16 protein-coding genes are annotated in these 16436 nt (G+C 67.4%); 8 read left to right on the forward strand and 8 right to left on the reverse strand.

Annotated elements, in window-relative coordinates; translation table 11 throughout:
• Positions 1-18 precede the first annotated feature (18 nt).
• On the forward strand, positions 19-999 hold the full coding sequence (locus ACPTTF_RS06880; RefSeq protein WP_423370674.1) for an NADPH:quinone oxidoreductase family protein: 981 nt from the start codon (positions 19-21) through the stop codon (positions 997-999).
• A 78-nt stretch (positions 1000-1077) separates the two neighbouring features.
• Here ACPTTF_RS06880 and ACPTTF_RS06885 read toward each other — a convergent pair whose 3' ends face one another.
• A complete protein-coding gene (locus ACPTTF_RS06885) occupies positions 1078-1995 on the reverse strand; it encodes a LysR substrate-binding domain-containing protein (protein WP_423370675.1) in 918 nt (305 codons plus the stop codon).
• 179 nt (positions 1996-2174) lie between these two features.
• Between ACPTTF_RS06885 and ACPTTF_RS06890 the strand changes: the two genes are divergently transcribed.
• Both ACPTTF_RS06890 and ACPTTF_RS06895 read left to right on the forward strand, forming a co-directional pair.
• Complete coding sequence (locus tag ACPTTF_RS06890) at positions 2175-2873, forward strand: pirin family protein (protein ID WP_423370676.1); 699 nt, start codon at positions 2175-2177, stop codon at positions 2871-2873.
• Positions 2874-2923: 50 nt separating this feature from the next.
• Complete coding sequence (locus ACPTTF_RS06895) at positions 2924-3340, forward strand: DoxX family protein (RefSeq protein ID WP_166963074.1); 417 nt, start codon at positions 2924-2926, stop codon at positions 3338-3340.
• A gap of 105 nt (positions 3341-3445) precedes the next feature.
• On the opposite strand, the gene ACPTTF_RS06900 is transcribed toward ACPTTF_RS06895, so the two are convergent.
• Entirely contained in the window at positions 3446-3982 is a 537-nt protein-coding gene (locus ACPTTF_RS06900; RefSeq protein ID WP_208102168.1) for a PadR family transcriptional regulator, read from the reverse strand.
• Positions 3983-4132: 150 nt separating this feature from the next.
• On the opposite strand from ACPTTF_RS06900, the gene ACPTTF_RS06905 reads away from it, so the two are divergent.
• Both ACPTTF_RS06905 and ACPTTF_RS06910 read left to right on the forward strand, forming a co-directional pair.
• The gene (locus ACPTTF_RS06905; protein ID WP_423370677.1) at positions 4133-6157 is read left to right on the forward strand and encodes an FAD-dependent oxidoreductase; all 2025 of its coding nucleotides are present in this window, start codon (positions 4133-4135) and stop codon (positions 6155-6157) included.
• Positions 6158-6200: 43 nt separating this feature from the next.
• A complete protein-coding gene (locus ACPTTF_RS06910; protein ID WP_423370678.1) occupies positions 6201-6641 on the forward strand; it encodes a nuclear transport factor 2 family protein in 441 nt (146 codons plus the stop codon).
• A 38-nt stretch (positions 6642-6679) separates the two neighbouring features.
• On the opposite strand, the gene ACPTTF_RS06915 is transcribed toward ACPTTF_RS06910, so the two are convergent.
• Complete coding sequence (locus tag ACPTTF_RS06915) at positions 6680-8113, reverse strand: PLP-dependent aminotransferase family protein (protein WP_423370679.1); 1434 nt, start codon at positions 8111-8113, stop codon at positions 6680-6682.
• A 167-nt stretch (positions 8114-8280) separates the two neighbouring features.
• Here ACPTTF_RS06915 and ACPTTF_RS06920 point away from each other — a divergent pair, with 167 nt between their 5' ends.
• Positions 8281-9441 (forward strand): pyridoxal phosphate-dependent aminotransferase, encoded by a 1161-nt coding sequence (locus tag ACPTTF_RS06920; RefSeq protein ID WP_423370680.1) that lies wholly within the window; start codon positions 8281-8283, stop codon positions 9439-9441.
• Positions 9442-9497: 56 nt separating this feature from the next.
• Positions 9498-10229: a transporter substrate-binding domain-containing protein gene (locus ACPTTF_RS06925; protein ID WP_423370681.1), complete on the forward strand. Its 732-nt coding sequence runs from the start codon at positions 9498-9500 to the stop codon at positions 10227-10229.
• A gap of 55 nt (positions 10230-10284) precedes the next feature.
• On the opposite strand, the gene ACPTTF_RS06930 is transcribed toward ACPTTF_RS06925, so the two are convergent.
• Genes ACPTTF_RS06930 through ACPTTF_RS06950 form a run of 5 tightly spaced genes read right to left on the reverse strand, consistent with a single transcriptional unit; the run spans position 10285 to position 15345 of the window.
• Positions 10285-11361, reverse strand: coding sequence for an alpha/beta hydrolase family protein (locus ACPTTF_RS06930; RefSeq protein WP_423370682.1), 1077 nt, complete (start codon positions 11359-11361; stop codon positions 10285-10287).
• Between the two features lie 13 nt (positions 11362-11374).
• Positions 11375-13039: a bifunctional 3-(3-hydroxy-phenyl)propionate/3-hydroxycinnamic acid hydroxylase gene (locus ACPTTF_RS06935; RefSeq protein WP_423370683.1), complete on the reverse strand. Its 1665-nt coding sequence runs from the start codon at positions 13037-13039 to the stop codon at positions 11375-11377.
• Positions 13040-13089: 50 nt separating this feature from the next.
• Positions 13090-14157: a maleylacetate reductase gene (locus ACPTTF_RS06940; RefSeq protein ID WP_423370684.1), complete on the reverse strand. Its 1068-nt coding sequence runs from the start codon at positions 14155-14157 to the stop codon at positions 13090-13092.
• A gap of 7 nt (positions 14158-14164) precedes the next feature.
• Positions 14165-14467, reverse strand: a complete 303-nt coding sequence (locus tag ACPTTF_RS06945) for a Dabb family protein (protein WP_423370685.1) — start codon at positions 14465-14467, stop codon at positions 14165-14167.
• The gene (locus ACPTTF_RS06950; protein WP_423370686.1) at positions 14464-15345 is read right to left on the reverse strand and encodes an intradiol ring-cleavage dioxygenase; all 882 of its coding nucleotides are present in this window, start codon (positions 15343-15345) and stop codon (positions 14464-14466) included. The genes ACPTTF_RS06945 and ACPTTF_RS06950 overlap by 4 nt, the downstream gene beginning before the upstream one ends.
• A gap of 118 nt (positions 15346-15463) precedes the next feature.
• Here ACPTTF_RS06950 and ACPTTF_RS06955 point away from each other — a divergent pair, with 118 nt between their 5' ends.
• Positions 15464-16387: a LysR family transcriptional regulator gene (locus ACPTTF_RS06955; RefSeq protein ID WP_166963053.1), complete on the forward strand. Its 924-nt coding sequence runs from the start codon at positions 15464-15466 to the stop codon at positions 16385-16387.
• Positions 16388-16436: the final 49 nt, after the last annotated feature.

The raw sequence follows: 16436 nt of genomic DNA on the forward strand, positions 1-16436 counted from the left end.
GCAAGGAGAGAGAAGCGCATGAAAGCCCTGTTGTGTACCGCATTCGGCCCGATCGACCACTTGCGCATCGAGGACGTCGCGATTCCCGAACCGGCGGCCGGCCAGGTCCGGATCCAGGTGAAGGCCGCGTCGCTCAATTTCCCCGACGCGCTGATCGTCCAGGGCTTGTATCAGGTGAAGCCCGCGTTGCCGTTTTCGCCGGGCGCCGAGTTTGCCGGTGTGATCGATGCGGTCGGCGAGGGCGTCACCGCATGGCGGCCCGGCGATTCGGTGGTGGCGTTCACGGGCCACGGCGGGTTCGCGCAGCAGTGCGTGGCCGATGTGCACCAGATCGCTCCGTTGCCGCCGGGGATGACGTTCGAGCAGGGCGCGGCGCTCGTGCTCGCGTACGGCACGTCGCTGCACGCATTGCAGCAGCGCGCACGGCTGCAGGCGGGCGAGACGTTGCTCGTGCTGGGCGCGGCGGGCGGCGTCGGGCTCGCCGCGATCGAGATCGCGAAGGCGCTCGGCGCGCGCGTGATTGCCGCGGCGTCGAGCGCGGACAAGCTCGCGCTGTGCCGTGAAGCCGGTGCGGACGAGACGATCGACTATGCGACCGAAGACCTGCGCCGCCGCGTGGACGAACTGACCGGCGGGCGCGGCGCCGACGTCGTCTACGATCCGGTGGGCGGCGCATACACCGAGGCGGCGCTGCGCGCGACTGCGTGGCGCGGCCGGTTCCTCATCGTCGGGTTCGCGGCCGGCGAGATCCCGAAGATCGCGCTGAACCTCGCGCTGCTCAAGGAGCGCGACATCCTCGGCGTGTTCTGGGGCGACGCGGTGCGCCGCGACCCCGCGCAGCATGTCGCGAACATGCGCTTGCTGGCCGAATGGTTCGCGGCCGGCAAGGTGCGACCCGCGATCACCGAGCGCGTGCCGCTGGCCGGTGCGGCCGATGCGATCGCGCGGATGGCGAACCGGCAGGTGAAGGGCAAGGTGGTGATCCTGCCGGATGCATGATCGGGGCCGCGGCGCGCCGCGCTTCCTGCGACGGCGTCGTGCGCGGTTGCGCCGCCGATGCGGCCGTACCGGCGGCCGCTACGCGACCCGGTTCAGTTCCTCGAAGCCCGCCACGAGCGCGTCCAGCAAATGGCGCACGGCGGGCACCATCCCGCGTCGAGTCGGGAAGATCGCGTGGACGAGCGCCGTCGGTGCCGACAGCGCGGGCAGCAGGTGCAGCAGCCGGCCGGCCTGAAGGTCGGCGTTCACCAGTTCGCGCGGCAATTCGGCCACGCCGATACCGTCGAGCGCGGCAAGCCGCAGGGTCGCCAGATCGTCGGTCGCCAGCCGTGGCCGATGGGTGAAGGACCGCGCGTGCCCGTCGGTGTCCGTCAGGCTCCACACGAACCGGTCGCCGCTGCCGGCCGTTGACACCGTCGGCCAGTCCTTCAGGCTGTCGATCGACTCGGGCGCCGGAAACCGCGCGGCCAGCGCCGGGCTCGCCACGAGAATCCGGTACGAGAGCCCGAGTTGCCGAACCGCAAGATCGGTGTTCTCCAGCGGCGGCACCCTGACGCGGATCGCGAAATCCAGCCCTTCCTCGACGACGTCGACCCGCCGGTTGGTCGCATCGAGCCGTACCTGCACCTGCGGATTGTGCTCGATATAGCGCGCGACGATCGCGGCGACACCCGAACTCAGCAAACCGACCGGGCAACTGATGCGCACGGTGCCCTGCGGCTGCGTGCGCGTGCGATCCACGATGTCCTTCGCGGCTTTGGATTCGGCGACCAGTGCGACGCAATGCTGATGGAACTGCCGCCCGGTTTCCGTCAGCGACAGGCTGCGGCTGGTGCGATTGAGCAGCCGCACGCCGAGCTCCTCCTCGAGTGCGCGGATGCGCCGGCTGAGCTTCGACGTTTGCACGCCGAGGCTACGGGCGGCGGCCGTGAAGCTCCCGTGTTCGACCACTTCCGCGAACAGCCGGAGATCGTTCAGATCGGCGATGGGGTTCATGGCGGCGGCTCCGTTCGGTCAGATCGTTCTATTGGTGGCAATGATACGTTGCCGTTCAGGAGATATGCGACCGATCTTTGCGAAATTAGCATTCATCCAACGTTCGGTGCCGCGCAGAAGACGGCAAGGCACCGCCAGGCAACCGCCCGTCGTTCGGGCTGCAGGAACAGGAGGTGGATATGTTGACGCATCGGCGCTGGGCATCACTGGACCACGCGAATCACGGCTGGCTGCGCGCGAAGTACCACTTCGCGGTAACGGCCGACAGCACGTCCGGGCATGTGCCGCTGGGCCCGCTGATCGTGTGGAACGACGACGAGATCGCCGTCGGCAGCGGGTTCCCGATGCACGGGCACCGCGACATCGAAATCATCACGTACGTGCGGCAGGGCGTGCTCGGTCATCGCGACACGCTCGGGTCGGAAGGCACGATCAACGCGGGCGACGTGCAGGTCATGAGCGCAGGCACGGGCATTCGGCATGCGGAGTTCAACCGGAGCGATACGCCGCTCAAGCTCTACCAGATCTGGCTGATGCCCCGCGCCAACGGCGGCGCGCCCGGGTGGGGCACCAAGCAGTTTCCGAAGGGCGACCGGTCCGGGCGTTTCGTCGTGCTGGCGAGCGGTTATGCCGGCGACGACGGCGCGTTGCCGATCCGTGCCGATGCACGCGTGCTCGGTGCCACGCTGAAGGCGGGCGAGCAGGTCAGGCAGGCATTGGGCGCCACGCGCCGCGCCTATCTCGTCGCGGCTTCGGGGCGCATCGAAGTGAACGGAGAACGCGTGGGGCCGCTCGACGGCGTCGCGATCACGAACGAGGCCGCGCTCGACATCGTCGCGGTCGAAGATTCCGAGCTGGTGATGGTGGACGCCGGCTGAATGCCTTTATTTTTTCAGTCCACCGAATCATTTCATTTCAGGAGTACATCATGGATCGTTACAAGTATCTTCCGCTGCTCGGCCGCGTTCTGATCGGCGCGCCGTTTCTGATGAGCGGCTTGAGCAAGCTGGCCGCGCACGCCACCACCGTCGGCTACATCGCATCCGTCGGCCTGCCGGCGCCATCGCTCGCTTTCGTGGTCGCGGTGCTCGTGGAGGCGGGGGGCGGGTTGCTGCTGATGTCGGGTTATCGGGCTCGCCCCGTGGCGCTGGCGATGGCGCTGTTCAGCCTCGTGACCGCCGTGTTCTTCCACCACAACTTTGCCGACCAGAACCAGATGATTCACTTCCTGAAGAACGTGATGATGGCCGGCGGCCTGCTGCAGATCGCGTACTTCGGCGCGGGCGCGTTCAGCCTCGACGCGCGGAGCGCACGCACCGCGTTGCGTATCGCCCCGGCAGCGTGAGCCGGGCCGGCCGGTGCGCGCCATCGACGCGCACCGATCGCGCGCAGGGCGAACAGGCTGTCCGGTTGAACGTCGGCAGCCGCGCGCGGCAGGCACGAACCGGGTTCAATCCTTCGGCAGGCGCAGCGTGTCGAGCGCATCCTGCGAAAACTCGACCCAGAACCGCTCGTTCGCAATACCGGCCTGCAGCACCAGATGCTGTAGACGCTTCGTGCGTGAATCGTCGGGCGCCGAAAAATCGCGCGCCTCGATCTGCAGGTACAGGTCGAGCTTTTCCTGGTGAAGCGCGATGCGCCGCCTGATTTCCTCCTCGAGGCCGGCCGGGCCGAGCACCGCTTCCGCGCGCAGGCGCACCATCAACGCTTCGCGCAGCGGCGTCGGATCTTCCTGTTCGGCGATCCAGCGCCTCAGCTCCTTTTTGCCGGCCGGCAGGATCCGGTACGCGCGCTTGCGGCCGCGCCCCGATTCGGCGGGCAGCGATTCGATCCAGCCCGTTTCCTCGAGGCGCCCCAGTTCGCGGTAGATCTGCTGGTGCGTTGCCTGCCAGAAATAGCCGATCGAGCGATCGAAGCGGTCGGCAAGCTCGGACCCCGAACCGGGGCGTTCGGCGAGTGCGGTGAGGAGTGCGTGAGGCAGGGACATGTCGGATCGGAGGAGGCCGCGGATTGAACCGCATCTTGCCATATCGGGGCCACAGTACAAGCCAAGGGGCATGTTTGTGCAACATGTTGCATAAACGAAATCGGTGAACTACCATCTGTGCAACTTGTTGCATAAAAATGGAGACACCCGATGACACCCCGTTATCCGCATTTGACGACCCCGCTCGAACTGGGCTTCACGTCGCTCAGGAACCGCGTACTGATGGGGTCGATGCACGTCGGTCTCGAGGAAGCGCCGCACGGCTTCGAGCGGATGGCGGCGTTCTACGCGGAGCGCGCGCGAGGCGAGGCCGGCCTGATCGTCACGGGTGGCTTCGCGCCGAACGAGCGCGGCCGCCCGGCGCCGGGCGGCGCGATGCTGACGACCGAAGCGGAAGCCGAACGCCATCGTGTCGTGACGCGTGCGGTGCATGCGGAGGGCGGCAGGATCGCGCTGCAGATCCTGCACTTCGGGCGCTATGCGTATCACCCGGCGCTCGCCGCGCCCAGCGCGCTGAAGGCGCCGATCAACCCGTTCACGCCGCATGCGCTGAGCAGCGACGAAGTCGACGAGACGATCGCCGATTTCGTGCGATGCGCGGCGCTTGCGCAGCATGCGGGTTACGACGGCGTCGAGATCATGGGGTCCGAAGGCTACCTGATCAACGAATTCATTGCCGCGCGCACGAACCATCGCGACGACGCGTGGGGCGGTGCCTACGAGAACCGCATCCGCTTCCCGGTCGAGATCGTGCGTCGCGTGCGCGAGCGGGTCGGCACGAACTTCATCGTCATCTACCGGCTGTCGATGCTCGATCTCGTCGAAGGCGGCTCGACGCTCGACGAGGTGATCCGGCTCGCGCAGGCGATCGAGGCGGCCGGTGCGACGATCCTCAATACGGGCATCGGCTGGCATGAGGCGCGCATTCCTACCATCGCGACCAAGGTACCGCGCGCTGCGTACGCATGGGTCACGCGGCAATTGATGGGCAAGGTCGGCATCCCGCTCGTGGCGACCAACCGGATCAACACGCCGGAAGTCGCCGAGCAGCTGCTCGCCGACGGCTATTGCGACATGGTGTCGATGGCGCGGCCCTTCCTCGCCGACGCCGAATTCGTCCGCAAGGCGCGGGAAGGGCGCGCGGACGAAATCAACACGTGCATCGGTTGCAACCAGGCGTGCCTCGACCATACGTTCAGCGGCAGGATCACGTCCTGTCTCGTGAATCCGCGCGCCTGTCATGAAACGGAACTCGTGATCCGCCCCGCACAGCAGCGCAAGCGCATCGCGGTGGTCGGCGCCGGTCCGGCGGGCCTCGGTTTCGCGGTCACGGCAGCCGAGCGCGGCCACGCGGTGACGCTGTACGAAGCGGGCGCCGAGATCGGCGGCCAGTTCAACATCGCGAAGAAGGTGCCCGGCAAGGAAGAGTTCAACGAAACGCTGCGCTACTTCCGCCGGCAGATCGAGTTGCGCGGCATCACGCTGCACGTCAATACGCGCGCGAGCGCCGAGATGCTGCTGCAAGGCGAATTCGACGAGGTGGTGATCGCGACGGGCATCGTGCCGCGCACGCCTCCGATCGACGGCATCGGGCATCCGAAGACGCTCGGCTATCTCGACGTGCTGCGCGACGACAAGGCCGTGGGCCGCAGCGTCGCGATCGTCGGCGCCGGCGGCATCGGCTTCGACGTCGCGGAATATCTCGTTCATCGCGATGGCGGCGAGCGGGGCGACGCGGACCGGTTCTTCACCGAATGGGGCATCGATCGATCGTATGCGAATGCCGGCGGCCTCGGCCGTGCGCAACCCGAGCCGGCCGCGCGGCAGGTGTATCTGCTGCAGCGCAAGGCGTCGAAGATCGGCGACGGGCTCGGCAAGACCACCGGGTGGATCCACCGCACCGCGCTGAAGGCGCGCGGTGTCGGCATGTCGTCGGCGGTGACGTACCGGCGCATCGACGACGAAGGATTGCACGTGACGATCGACGGCGCCGAACAGACGCTGCCGGTGGACAACGTGGTGATCTGCGCGGGGCAGGAGCCGGCGCGCGAACTGGCGGAGCAACTGCAGGCCGCCGGATGCCGCGTGCACCTGATCGGCGGCGCATACGAGGCTGCCGAGCTCGATGCGAAGCGCGCGATTCACCAGGGCACGACGCTGGCTGCGACCCTTTGAGGCCGATTGGTTTTCTTTCCGTTCGACGATTCAGGAGTTTACGATGATGAATGCACCGACGCATGTTCATCCCGCTGTCGCGAAGTCGCTCGACGCGTGGCACGTGATGATCGAAAACAAGGACTTTGCCACGCTGGAGTCGATCGTCCACCCGGATGCCGTGTTCCGTTCGCCGATGGCGTTCAAGCCATACGGGCCGGCGCCCGCGCTGTTGATGGCGCTGCGCACGGTGATCACGATCCTCGAGAACTTCACCTATCACCGCCAGTTCGTCACCGACGACGGCCTGAGCGTGGTGCTGGAATTCAACGCGAGCGTCGGCGACAAGGCGCTCAAGGGGATCGACATGATCCGCTTCGACGACGAAGGGCGGATCGTGGAATTCGAAGTCATGATCCGGCCGTTCAATGCGCTGCAGGCGCTCGGCGCGGAAATGGGCGCGCGGCTCGGGCAGCAGTTGCCGGCGTTCAAGGTTGGCGGTTGAGTCGGGCGATGGCTCGGTGGCGGGTGGCCGCCGCGCGCTCAGCGCGCGAGTTGTGCGTGCGCGAGCCGGCCAAGGCGGCGGACGCCGTCCTCGATAGTTTCGTTCCACGCATGTCCCGCGCTCAGGCGCAGGCAATGGCGAAAGCGCCGGCTGGCGGAGAAGATGTCGCCCGGCGCGAAGCAGACGCCCTGTTCGAGTGCGGCATCGAACAGCGCGCGTGAATCGAATCGCTTCGGCAGTTCGAGCCAGAGCACGAAGCCGCCGGCGGGCCGGCTCACTTTCGTGTCGGCCGGAAAGCTTGCTTCGATCGCGCGCGTCATCCGCGCCAGGTTTTCCTCGAACACGCGCCGGATGCGGCGCAGATGCGCATCGTATGCGCCGCTTGCGAGGAAGTCGGCCAGCGCGACCTGCAGCAGCACGGGGCCGCACAGGCTGAGCGCAAGCTTGCGTTCCATCACCTGCCGGGTGCGGGCACCCGCCGCGATCCAGCCGATCCGGTATCCCGGGGCGAGGCTCTTCGAGAACGAACTGCAGTAGATCGTATCGGCACCGCCGTCGAGTGCGCTGAACGGCCTCGGCCGGTCTCGCCCGAAGTGGATGTCGCCGTAGACGTCGTCTTCGATCAGCGGCACCCGATGGTGCGCGAGCAGCGCAAGCAGTGCCCGTTTGTCGTCCTCGGTCATCGTGGAGCCGAGCGGATTGCCGAAGCTCGACGACAGCACGCAGGCGGCGATCGATTCCGATTCGAGCCGTTGCGCGAGCTGGCCGATGTCGACGCCGTGCTGCGGGTCGGTCGGCAATTCCAGCGCCTTCAGTCCCAGTGCCTCCAGCGTGTGAAGCAGGCCGAAGTAGGTCGGCGATTCCACCGCGATCGTATCGCCGCGCGTTGCCACGGCATTCAGCGCGAGCGTCAACGCCTCGGTGCAGCCATTCGTGACGAGGATGTCGTCGGCCGACAGCGGATGGCCGAAGCGCATGGCACGCCGCGCGATTTCGCGGCGCAGTGCCGGTTCGCCGTAGGGTGCGCAATAGACGTTGTAGCGCATGCCATGCTGGCGCGCCGCGCGCGCGAGGGCGAGGTCGAGCCGCTTCGATTGCAGCAGCGCCGCATCGGGCACCGCACATCCGAGCGGCACGAGTGCCGAATTGGCCGCATGTTCGAGCATCGCGGCGACCGCGCCGCTGATCGACACCGTCGATGCCTTGGCGCGCGAGCGCGACGCTGTCGGCAAGGCAAGCGAGCCGCCGCGTGCGGCCGCGACATAGAAACCCGACTGCGGGCGCGAGACGAGCACGCCGCGATCTTCGAGCAGACGGTATGCCTGCAGCGCGGTGGAGACGCTGATGCGCTGCTGTTCGCTGACGGCGCGCACGGACGGCAGCCGGGTGCCGGGTGCGAGCGTACCGTTCTCGATCATGCCGACGATGAGATCGGCCAGTTGCCTGTAGCGGTATGACGTCTGCGTTTCCATGTGGCACCAGCGGCAGGGGAGTGTCCGATTATCGACCGTTCGACGATATCCCGCCATGCATAATTGTGTCGGTCCAATCGGCGGAAAATTGTGGCTGTTATGGTTTTTGTGCGGGCGCTACGATGGCGGTGTTTCGATCCATCGATCGGCCAACGAGGGGCTTGCACATGCAGACGACACCAGCACATTCCAGCGAGTGGCGCGGACGATTTCCGTACAACGAAATCATCTCGCTGCTCGACGTGAACCGCACCTTCAACCTGGCGGAGAGCACGTCGCAAGACCTGACGGTCGGCGAGCTGCTGGATCTGGCCGGCGTCGAAACGGTCCGCAACCTGAAGCTCGGCTACAGCCAGTCGGCGGGTGCTGCCGTGCTGCGCGAGGCGATTGCCGATACCTGCAACGTGCCCGCCGAGCAGATCGTGACGACGCAAGGCACGGCGCTCGGGTTGTTTCTGCTGGCCTACGAAGTGTGCCGGCCCGGCGACGAGGCCGTACTCGCAACGCCGTGTTTTCCGCCGAGTCGCGACTGCCTGGTCGGCGCCGGCGCAACGGTGCGGGAAGTGCGGCTGTCGTTCGAGACCGGTTACCGTCTGGACCTCGCACGGTTCGATGCCTGCCTGTCGGCGAAAACCCGCCTGGTCAGTATCGCGTCGCCGCAGAATCCCGGCGGCGTGCAGGCATCGCGCGCGGAGATCGACGCATTGCTCGCGTTGATGGCGCGACGGTGTCCGGGTGCGGTACTGTTCATCGACGAGACCTATCGCGAAGCGACTTATGGCGATGCCGCGGTGGCGGCGAGTTTCGCGGGTGTCGATCCACGCATCGTCACGGGTTCGTCGGTGTCGAAGGCGCTGGGCGCGCCCGGTCTGCGAACGGGGTGGCTCACGGTGGCCGACGCGGGGCTGCGGGCGCGTCTGCTGGTCGCGAAACTGAATACCGTGATCTCGGGTTCGGTGCTCGACGAGACGCTGGCCGCGACCGTGCTGCGCCACCGCGAGCACGTGCTCGCGCCGCGGCGCCGGCTGCTGGCGGGCGCGCTCGATATCGTGTCGGGCTGGTGCGAACGTGAACGCGCGCGGGTCGAGTGGGTGCGGCCCGACGCCGGCGCGTTGTGCTGCGTGCGGTTGCGTCAGGATGCTTTCGACGAGCCGGCCGTGTCGCGTTTCTGGCAGCGGTTGCCGGATCACGACGTGCAACTCGCGGCGGGCACCTGGTTCGGCGAAAGCAGCCGCGTGTTCAGGCTCGGGTTCGGTTATCTTCCGCTGGAGCGCCTGCAGCCTGCGTTGGCGGCGCTATCTCGGGCGATGGATACAGCGGCTGCTTGAGCCGGGTGCCCGGTGGCCGGGCGCGGCGGACAACATTGAACGTCAGGAGCGACACCATGAAGGTAAGGATTGCGTACATCGAGGAACCGCCGTTCGACTGGACGGCAGACGACGGCACCGTGACCGGCGCGGATATCGATCTGGCCGAGGTGGTGCTGCGCGCGATCGGTGTGACGGAAATCGAATATCACCCGACATCGTTCGATGCGCTGCTGCCGGGCGTGCAGGCCGGGCGCTGGGACATGAACGTGCCGATCTTCGTGACGGCCGAACGGGCGCGGCACGTGGCATTCAGCGTTCCGGTGTGGGCGATCGGCGACGGCTTCGTGTTGCAGGCCGGCAACCCGAAGCGGCTGACGAGCTACGCGGCCGTCGCGGCACGCGGCGATGTGCGGCTGGCGTGCGTGACCGACCAGGTGCAGATCGATTCGGCAAGGGCGGCCGGCGTGAGCGACGGCCAGATCGTGATCTTCAAGGATCAGCCCGACGCAGTGGCCGCGTTGCTGGCGGGGCAGGTCGACGCCTTCGCGAGCACCGCGATCGGGAGCCGCGCACTCGCCGACACGGATGAGCGGCTGGAGGCCGTTTCGCACGAGCGTGGCGCGGGTGCGGCCGTGCCCGTTGGCGGATTTTCGTTCAGCAAGCACAACGACCCGCTCGTGCAGGCCGTGAACGCAAAGCTGCGCGCGTATCTCGGTTCGGCCGATCATCGCGAGCGAATGGCGAAGTACGGCTTCACGCACGCGGAAATCGACGGCGTGGTGGAGCACGGCGGCGCGACGTCGTAATGCCTGATGCCGCGCGCGGTGTCGACCGTCCGCACGACCGACACCGCATGCGAGGTCACGCAGCCGCCGCCCGCGCCAGCCGCTCGACGAACCAGTCGCAGACGAGCGTGGTGCGCTCGGACGCGTGGTTGTAGATCGTGTGCTCGCCGTCCGGCCAGACCCTGAGCGTCGCATCGCCGGACGTCGCTGCATCGAGAAACGGCTGCTGGTCGTCGAGCCGGATCAGCGGATCTGCTCCGCCGTGCAGCACCAGTAGCGGGCACGCGATGCGCTCGCGCCCGGACGAAAAGCTCATGCGCGCGAAGTTCGCGGCGACCGCATCGGGGTCGTCGTTGCCGAGCATCGCCGCGGCTTGTTCGACGAACGTGCGGAACGGCAGCAGCGTCGGCGCTGCGAGTGCGCCGTTCACGCAACAGGCCGCGATGCGCGGGTCGCTGGCAGCGGTCAACGCCGCCCACAACCCGCCGATACTGTTCCCCCAGATGCCGATCGGCCCGGGCACGCGGTCGGCGACATGGTCGACGAAGCGCCGATAGGCGGCGCTCATGTCGACGTCGACGAAGATCCGCTGTTCGAGCCGCGTCTCGCCCTGGCCCGGCCCTTCGGCGAGCAGCGTGGCGAGCCCGCGCGCCGCGAGTGCGCGCGCGATCGGCCAGTACGCGAAGCCCCAGCCGCTCTGGCCGCCGAACACGATGACGGTGCCGCGTACGCGCTCGGTCGGCGGCCGCACCAGCCAGCCGATCAGGTGCGCATCGCCGAACGGCACTTCGACGCGTTCGATGCGCTTGTCGGACCAGCGAACGAGACCGTGCGACGCGTCGACGAGCCGCGCATAGAGCGCGCGCTTGCGTGGCACGTCGTGGTTGAACGCCATCTGCGCGAACAGCAGGTTCGCGATGGCCATTGCCTGCGCGTCGGCGGCCGTGACCAGATGGCCGGCATCCGCCGCCTGCGCGGCGCGTGCGAGCTGCGCATCGGCCAGCGCTTCGGCAGCGACATCCCACGGTTCGCCGGCCGACGTGCGGGCGTGCAGCGCGGTTGCATCCGCGTAATCCACCCCGCAATCGAGCAGGCGCGTGACGGGCATCGCGCGCTGCAGCGACAGCGCGAACGGTGACAGTTCGGTCGTCATGCGTACGTCTCCTTCACGATGCGTGGGTGAGGGCCGCCGAGGCCGAGGATGAAGATGACTCGCCCGAAACGGCGGACCAGTGCAATGCGTCGCGGAGCGCGTCGACGAGCGCGCCGAGCTCGCGCAGGTCGGCGACCGAACCGAACACGATGAAATCGGGCCGCTTGATATACGCGGCGATGCCATGCGCATGCATGAACGCATGCTGTTCGCCGTCGAGATCGACCACGGCATCCGGCGCGCACACGTCGTCGGCCAGCACGGCCACGTGACAGCCGAGTTGCGCGAGGAATGCGCGCTGCGCGTCGTCGAGATGGCGGGCAGGGTGCTCGCGCGTGACGAGCTGGAAACCCTGTCCGACCACGTCGTCGAAGCGGCCTTCGGCTGCGCCGCGACGTGCGCGGCCTTGCGGTGCCGGTGCGCCCGTCGTCGGCAGCAGCGTACCGTCGGCTTGCGCGTGCACGATACCGTGGCCGATCTTCGGGAACGGCGGCATCGGCGGCATGTTGCCCGAGCGGAACGCCGCGTCGCGCTCGGCGACCTTGCGCGGATCGTCCTCGTTGACCACTTGCCCGAGAAACAGCGACATCTGCGTGATCGCGGTCACGTGCGGGCGGCGTTCGGTTTCATAGGTGTCGAGCAGGTCGGCGGACGCGCGCCCGGACAGCACGAGGTCGAGCTTCCACGCGAGGTTGATGCCGTCGCGCATGCCGGAGCACGCGCCTTGTCCCATGTACGGCATCATCGTGTGCGCGGCATCGCCCGCGAGCAGCACACGGCCGGCGCGCCAGCGTTCGGCCATGCGCGTCTCGAACGTGTAGACGACGTGGCGCAGCAGCGTCAGGTCGTCCGGGCCGTAGCCGTAGTGGTCGTTGAGCCACTTCCAGCCGGCTGCTTCCGTTTCCCATTCGTCCGTCGATTCGTTCGGCAGCACGCGCAGCTCGAAACGCGTGCGCTTCGTGCCGATCGGCATGTGCATGTACGCGCGTGCCGGATCGCAGTAGATCGTCGTGCGCGCGCAGCCGTCGCCGAGATCGCGCTTGTTTTCCGAATCGAGATTGAGCCAGCGCTCGTTGTAGCCGAAGTCGGACCGTTCGATGCCGAGCGTGCGCCGCACGAAGCTGTTCGCGCCGTCGGCGCCGATCACGTAGCGGGCGCGAATGACGCGCGGCCTGCCAGTCCATTGCGCGTCCTGGCCGCCGCGCGACGGATGCGCGGTCAGCGTCACGCCGTCGTCGTCCTGCTGCAGCGTGTCGACTTCCCAGCCGCGCAGGATCGTCACGTTCCGGAAGGTGTTGGCGCGCGCATCGATCGCGTCCTCGATGTCGGGCTGGTAGATCGAGATGTGCGCGGGATAGCCGCATGCGCGGCCGGTCCAGTTCAGTTCGAGCAGCAGGTCGCCGTTCGCATCGCGGTAGTGGTAGGTGTCGACGGCCTTCGCGTTGCGCAGCGCGTGATCGACATCGGCACTGGCCTGCACGATACGGGCGGTCTCGCCGTCGATGTGCGTGAGGCGCGGCAGGCCGTAGGGTGTCGGCCAGCGTTCGAGAACGATCACGCGATGGCCGGCGCGGCCCAGCATCGATGCGGCGACGAGGCCGGTCGGCCCGTAGCCGACGATGGCGACGTCACAGTGTTCGGCGGTGCTGTCGCCGTGCGCGCTCGGTTCGGTATTCATGCGGGTTGTCTCCATGACGGTGTCGTTTGTAGGTTTGTTGTGTGTTCGATTCAGCGCGCAGTCGAGCCGGGCAGGTTGCCGTCGAAGGCGTCCTGCAGCAGCGCGCGCAGGCCGTCGCGTTCGATCGGGCGCGGGTTCCAGTACGGATTGGCGGACGCGAGATCGGCTGCGCGATCAAGGTCGGCTTCCTGCATGCCGATCGCCTTCAACGAGACCGGCGCGCCGTTGTCGAGCGCCAGTGCGTAGAGGCCGCGCGCCGCGTCGTTCGTGCCTATCGCGCGGGCGATGCGCTGCATCGCGTCCGGCGCGTGTGCGGCGTTGTACGCGAGCGCATGGGGCAGCACGACCGTGTGGGTCGGCGCGTGCGGCAGGTTGAAACTGCCGCCGAGCGTATGACAGAGCTTGTGGTGCAGCGCCATGCCGACGTTGCCGAGGACCATGCCGCACAGCCATGCGCCGTAGAGCGCGTCGCTGCGTGCGCCGAGGTCGGCGGGGTTGCGACGCACGCCGGGCAGGCCGCGCGCCAGCGCGCGAATCCCTTCTTCGGCGACGAGGCTCATCACCGGATTCGCATTGTTCGCGTAGAGGCCTTCCGCTGCGTGCGCGATCGCATTGAGGCCGCTCGTCACCGACAGTTCAACGGGCAGCGTGACGGTGAGCGCGGGATCGTAGATCACCGTTTTCGGCAGCACGCGCGCATCGGAGCCCGTGCGCTTGATGCCGCCTTCGGTCAGGCCGTAGATCGGGGTCATTTCGCTGCCGGCGTACGTCGTCGGGATGGCGAGGATCGGCAGGCTGCTTTCGAGCGCGATCGCCTTGCCGAGGCCGATCGTCGAGCCGCCGCCGATCGCGATCGCGCAATCCGCATCGCACGACCGGGCGAACGCCTGCGCATCGCGGGCGATTTCGATCGGCACGTGCATCGTCGCGCGGTCGTATAGCCCGGCGGCACGTGCACCGAGCCGCTCGACAATGTGTTGCGCGAGGTCGCGCTGCTCCGGCGTGCAGAGCACGAGCGCACGCTGCGCGCCCAGTTCCAGCACTTCGCGTTCGAGATGGTCGAGGCTGCCCGCGCCGAAGATCACGCGTGCGGCGCGTGCCTGGTAAATGAAATCCATGTCGTCGTTACTCCGTTGCGTAGTCGACCTGGTGGCGCGCGATGCGCAGGCCGGCCAGCGTGTCGCGTACGCGTGCGTGTTCAGGGTGTGTCGCGTATCCGTCGAGCGCTTCGCGCGACTCGAATTCGGCGACGAGAATCAGGTCGCACGCGTAATCGGTCGCACTGAAATCCGCGCCGACCTCGAGGTGTGTCATGCCCGGAATCCGGCCGCGCAGGTTTTCGAATGCGTGCTTTACGCGGGCGCGAGCCGCCGCGCGTTCGCTGTCGGTTTCGCCCGCGACGTTCCACATCACGACGTGCCGGATCATGCGCCGCGCTCCGCGGGATTGAGCACGAAGTCGTAATCGAGCGTGTAGAACGGCGTGTCCATGCGCGAGCCATCCGGTGCGATGCCGGGCGCATGTCGCACCCAGTCGGCGACGAGCGTCGACCGTACACCGAACACCGCATCGGAATCGAGATAGCGGTCGCCGTCGCGGAACACGTGCGTGATCAGCGTTTCGTAGCCACGCGCCTCGATCATGAAATGCAGGTGCGCGGGGCGCCACGGATGACGGCCGAGCGCGTCGAGCATCGCGCCGACGGGGCCGTCGTGCGGAATCGGATACGGTTCGGCGAGGATCGAGCGGAATGCGTAACGGCCGTCGGCGCCGCTGCGCAGCCGCCCGCGCGCACGATGCGTGACGGACCCGTCGTCGGCCGGTTGCTGCACGTCGTAGTGGCCGTCTTCGTCGGCCTGCCAGACTTCCAGCGACGCGTTCGCGACGGGCGTGCCGTCGATGCCGCGCACATGGCCGGACACGAAGCAGGGCTCGCCGCATGCGCCGTTCGCGATGTCGTCGAACATCGCGAATTCGGGGCTGCCGTCGACATAGAACGGGCCGAATACGGTCGCCTCCGTGCAGCCGGCCGGTTTCGCATGATTCTGCGCGGTGACGAGGGTCGACAGCCCGAGCACGTCGGACAGCAGGATGAACTCCTGGCGCTTGTCGTCGGTGATGTGGCCGACCGCGGTCAGGAAGCCGATCGCGGCTTGCCATTCCGCCTCGGTGAGCTTCGTCTCCCGCGCAAACGAATGCAGGTGCTGGACGAGACTGGTCATGACCGTGCGCAGCCGCTCGTCGCGACAGCCGGAGAGGGATGCGATCACGGCCTGCGTGATGGTGTCTTCGTTGAGATTGCGCATAGGGGTTGTCTCCTGATGTCGTTCGATGGCGCGTTGACGTAACATTAATTCCTCCTTGAATCGTAAAAAAGATGGTTTGGAGGAGTTTTGTTCTCCGCCAAGTGGAAGAATCGAACGCATGGACAAGTGGACGCAGATCGAATTTTTCGTGCAGGTGGCCGAGCTTGGCAGCCTGTCGAAGGCCGCCGAGCGGCTCGGGATGTCGAGCGCGGCGGCGAGCCGCTGCCTGAACGCGCTGGAGGAGCGACTGGGGGCGCGGCTCGTCGAGCGGACCACGCGCCGCCTGTGGCTGACCGACGCGGGGCACGAGTACCACCGGCGCTGCGTCGCGATCCTGACGGAACTGTCGGAGGCCGATGCGGCGGTCAACGAAACGAGCGTCAATCCGGCCGGCACGCTGCGCGTGACGGCTTCGGTATCGTTCGCGTCGCTCTATATCGCACCGGCCTTGCCGGAGTTTCACCGGCGCTACCCGAACCTGAACGTGCAGATCATCGCGGCGAACCGCTACCCGGATTTCATCGAGGCCGGCATCGACGTGGCGATCCGCACGCGCGAGCATGAAGCGGATTCGGGCATTACCGTGCGCAAGCTCGCCGAGACCCGGCGCGTGCTGGCCGCGTCGCCCGGGTATCTGGCCAAGCACGGTGCGCCGGTGACGCCCGATGCGCTGTGCGACCACCGGTTGCTGGTCTACAACCTCGCGAACGATCCGTACGTACTGCATTTCCGCCACGGCGCGAGGAAGCAGTCGGTGACGATCAAGAGTGTGCTCGATGCGAACGAAGGGCAGGTGATCCGCGCGGCGGCGCTTGCCGGGCTCGGCGTCCTGATCCAGCCGCTCTACATCATCCACGACGATATCGTCGCGGGGAAGCTGGTGCCGGTGCTCACCGACTGGCAACTGCCGGCGCTCACCGTCAACATCGCGTACCAGAGCCGCCGCCACCAGCCGGCGAAGATCCGCGTCTTCACCGAGTTCCTGATCGAGCGTTTCGAACGCCTCGGGCTCGCGCGCAAGTGGAAGGAAGTCGGCCGCTGATCGCAGGCCCGCGCGGCGCTGTCGCGCATTTCTCCGTGTGACGGAGAAC

The sequence above is a fragment of the Burkholderia crassaminum genome, from assembly GCF_964265005.1.
GTDB lineage: Bacteria > Pseudomonadota > Gammaproteobacteria > Burkholderiales > Burkholderiaceae > Burkholderia.